Source organism: Streptomyces colonosanans (assembly GCF_001866645.1).
In the GTDB taxonomy this organism is placed as follows: Bacteria; Actinomycetota; Actinomycetes; order Streptomycetales; family Streptomycetaceae; genus Streptomyces; species Streptomyces colonosanans.
This window is the reverse complement of record NZ_MLYP01000152.1, coordinates 1-3,228: the sequence shown is the minus strand read 5'-3', so window position 1 is coordinate 3,228 and position 3,228 is coordinate 1. Positions and strand designations below refer to the sequence as shown.

The following is a 3,228-nucleotide window of genomic DNA, read 5'->3' as shown; positions in this document are numbered from 1 at the left end:
CGTCCGGCCTGGAGACCTCACGCGTCTCGATGATGCTCGCTGTGCTGGAGCAGCGGGGCCGGATCAAGGCGCTCGGAAAGCAGGACATCTATTCGGCGACGGTGGGCGGCGTACGGCTCTCGGAGCCGGCCGCGGACCTCGCGATCGCCCTCGCGCTCGCCTCCGCCGCGAGTGACACCCCGCTGCCGAAGAACCTCGTCGCGATCGGCGAGGTGGGCCTGGCGGGCGAGGTCAGACGGGTCACGGGGGTCCAGCGCCGGCTGTCCGAGGCCCATCGCCTGGGCTTCACACACGCGCTCGTACCGACCGACCCGGGCAAGATCCCGCCCGGGATGAAGGTGCTGGAAGTGGCGGACATGGGGGACGCGCTGCGGGTCCTTCCCCGCTCTCGTCGTCGGGAGGCCCCACGGGAGGCGGAGGACCGCCGGTAGACTTTGCCCTGGTCTCGCCCGTCCGTACGAACCGAGTGTGCGACACGGGAGCGCCCCAGAACCTGCGACCGGAGGAGTGCAGTGGCAGCCAACGACCGGGCAGCAGCTCCCGGAAAGTCCGGTGGGAGTTCCGGTACCGATGGCCTGATGCGCGCCTCGCTGAGCGCCGTGGCGCCCGGTACGGCCCTGCGTGACGGCCTCGAGCGGGTGCTCCGCGGCAACACCGGCGGTCTGATCGTGCTCGGCTCCGACAAGACCGTCGAGGCGATGTGCACGGGCGGCTTCGTCCTGGACGTCGAGTTCACCGCCACCCGCCTGCGCGAGCTGTGCAAGCTGGACGGCGGCATCGTGCTCTCCTCCGACCTGTCGAAGATCCTGCGAGCCGGGGTGCAGCTGGTCCCGGACCCCAGGATCCCGACGGAGGAGACGGGCACGCGCCACCGCACGGCGGACCGGGTGAGCAAGCAGGTCGGCTTTCCCGTGGTCTCCGTCTCCCAGTCGATGCGCCTGATCGCGCTGTACGTCGACGGCCAGCGCCGCGTCCTGGAGGACTCGGCGGCCATCCTGTCCCGCGCCAATCAGGCCCTGGCCACCCTGGAGCGTTACAAGCTCCGTCTGGACGAGGTGGCGGGCACGCTGTCCGCACTGGAGATCGAGGACCTGGTGACGGTCCGGGACGTCTCGGCGGTGGCACAGCGCCTGGAGATGGTCCGCCGTATCGCCACCGAGATCGCGGAATACGTGGTCGAGCTGGGCACGGACGGCCGTCTGCTCTCCCTCCAGCTGGACGAGTTGATCGCGGGTGTGGAGCCCGAGCGGGAGCTGGTGGTGCGCGACTACGTGCCCGAACCGACCGCGAAGCGCTCCCGCACGGTCGAGGAAGCGCTGTCCGAGCTGGACGCGCTGCACCAGGGCGAACTCCTCGAAATGCCCACGGTGGCCCGCGCATTGGGCTACACCGGCTCTCCCGAGGCCCTTGACTCGGCAGTGTCACCGCGCGGCTTCCGTCTGCTGGCGAAGGTCCCGCGACTGCCCGGCGCGATCATCGACCGTCTGGTGGAGCACTTCGGCGGCCTCCAGAAGCTGCTCGCGGCGAGCGTCGACGATCTGCAGACGGTGGACGGCGTCGGCGAGGCCCGGGCCCGCAGCGTACGCGAGGGGCTGTCGCGGCTGGCGGAGTCGTCGATCCTGGAGCGGTACGTCTAGCCTCCGGCGGCAAGGGCGGATCCGGGACCGGCCTTGAGCGGTCGGGTACCGGAAACCCGGTGGAGACACACCGGCCCCCGGGCTTACGTTCGCGGGATGAGCATCCGTACTTTCCGCATCATGGTCCGCGGCGTCTTCGACGGCCTCGACGACGGACGACGGGCCGAGCTCCTGGAGCGGGCCGCGGAGCACGACGTGCTGCGCGCGGCCTTCACCCCGGAGGGCCACCTCAGTTACGACCTCGCCGCCCGCCCCGCCTTCACCTTCCGCTTCCTGGAGTCGGGCGAGGCCGAGGAGGACATCCTCGCCGCGACGGAACGCGCCGAAGAGGCCGCGAAGGCCTGGCTCACCGAACGCGGATACGGCTACAAGAACCTCCGCTCCACGGCCCAGGACCTCTCTCAGGCCCCGCTCGGCAAGCGGCAGCGCCGGGCGATGAGGGAAACGTCCTCCTGAGCGGAGCCCGGAAAGAAGCCTCATGACGATCGTGGGATCTTCATGAGGCTTCTTCTAGTCCTTCGAAAGCACGAACGACGTCTGGGCGTTCGGAAGGCCGGCGGCCTTCGCCTCCACCAGGTACGTACCCGCCGACGCCGAGCCTGCCGGGGGCGTGGCGCAGTTCGGGGCGCTCGGCTTGCGGTCCCACTTCGCCGTGTACGTGGCATGGCCACCCGCGGGTACGCGGTACAGCACGCTTCCCGAACCGCTCGGACAGTCGGCCGAGGACCAGATGGTCTTGTCGCTGTCGGACTGAGTGATCGTCAGCACCGCCCTCTTCGGGCCGAGATCGACCTTGCACTCGCTTCCGGACGAGTTCTTGACGCTCAGCTCGAACGCGGGCATGTCCCCGGGCGCATAGGCGTTGTGGATACTCCGCAGCGTCAACTGCAAGGCGTTCGCGGTGCAGTTGGGCAACGCCACACCGGAACCCGCCGCCAGCCTCCCACCGGAGGAGCCGCCACCCTCATCGTTGTCCGTCCCTCCGGACCCGGCGTCTGCCGCACCGGAGGCGTCCCCGGACCCCGACGACCCGGGCGTCCCCGAACCGGCCTCATCGCCCGACTCGTCGCGTCCGCCCGGGTGTTGACTGATCGCGGGCCCGCTTCCGGACGGACCGGGCGTGATCGACGACGTGGGGTGTTTCCCGTTCGAATCGCCCGCCTTGTTCTTCCCGCCGCCGCTGCCGGAGGAGGTGACCACCCACACGGCGAACAGCACCAACAGGGCGACCACGGACAGCAGTACGGCCCTCCGTCGCCAGTAGATGGAGGAGGGAAGCGGCCCGACCGGATTGCGCAGAGATCCCACGGCCCAAACTGTACGAGAGATCGGAGCCTCGCCTTGCCCCACCCGCCGCCATAGCCCCAACTTTTCCGGATCATCATCACGCACGGCACAGGGCTTCCGCCCGCCGCCGGCGGCCCGTGGACCGGCGACCACCGAACGCGGACGCCCGCTCACCCATCGTGGCCGCCATGAGCCCGCATGGTGGCCGGCGACCGACACAACCATCCCCATCCCGAGCCGATCCCCCACCCCACCACCCCTCCCGTGGCAGGATCGAAGACGTCATGACTGCACCCACCAGCCC

At 70.0% G+C, this 3,228-nt stretch carries 4 protein-coding genes; 3 read left to right on the top strand and 1 reads right to left on the bottom strand.

The window, feature by feature from the left end:
- The 3 genes from BIV24_RS30930 to BIV24_RS30920 form a co-directional block, all read left to right on the top strand.
- Positions 1–431, top strand: a 431-nt coding sequence (locus BIV24_RS30930) for a magnesium chelatase domain-containing protein (RefSeq protein WP_281247793.1), incomplete at its 5' end; no start/stop codon positions are given.
- A gap of 81 nt (positions 432–512) precedes the next feature.
- The gene (disA, locus tag BIV24_RS30925) at positions 513–1,637 is read left to right on the top strand and encodes a DNA integrity scanning diadenylate cyclase DisA (RefSeq protein WP_071369771.1); all 1,125 of its coding nucleotides are present in this window, start codon (positions 513–515) and stop codon (positions 1,635–1,637) included.
- A gap of 96 nt (positions 1,638–1,733) precedes the next feature.
- Entirely contained in the window at positions 1,734–2,093 is a 360-nt protein-coding gene (locus tag BIV24_RS30920; protein ID WP_071369770.1) for a DUF6204 family protein, read from the top strand.
- Positions 2,094–2,147: 54 nt separating this feature from the next.
- On the opposite strand, the gene BIV24_RS34905 is transcribed toward BIV24_RS30920, so the two are convergent.
- Entirely contained in the window at positions 2,148–2,945 is a 798-nt protein-coding gene (locus tag BIV24_RS34905; RefSeq protein WP_218149350.1) for a hypothetical protein, read from the bottom strand.
- Between the last annotated feature and the right edge of the window lie 283 nt (positions 2,946–3,228).

Coding starts and splice junctions, on each gene's coding strand:
- BIV24_RS30920 (WP_071369770.1), top strand. CDS start 1,734: ATGAGCATCCGTACTTTCCGCATCATGGTCCGCGGCGTCTTCGACGGC.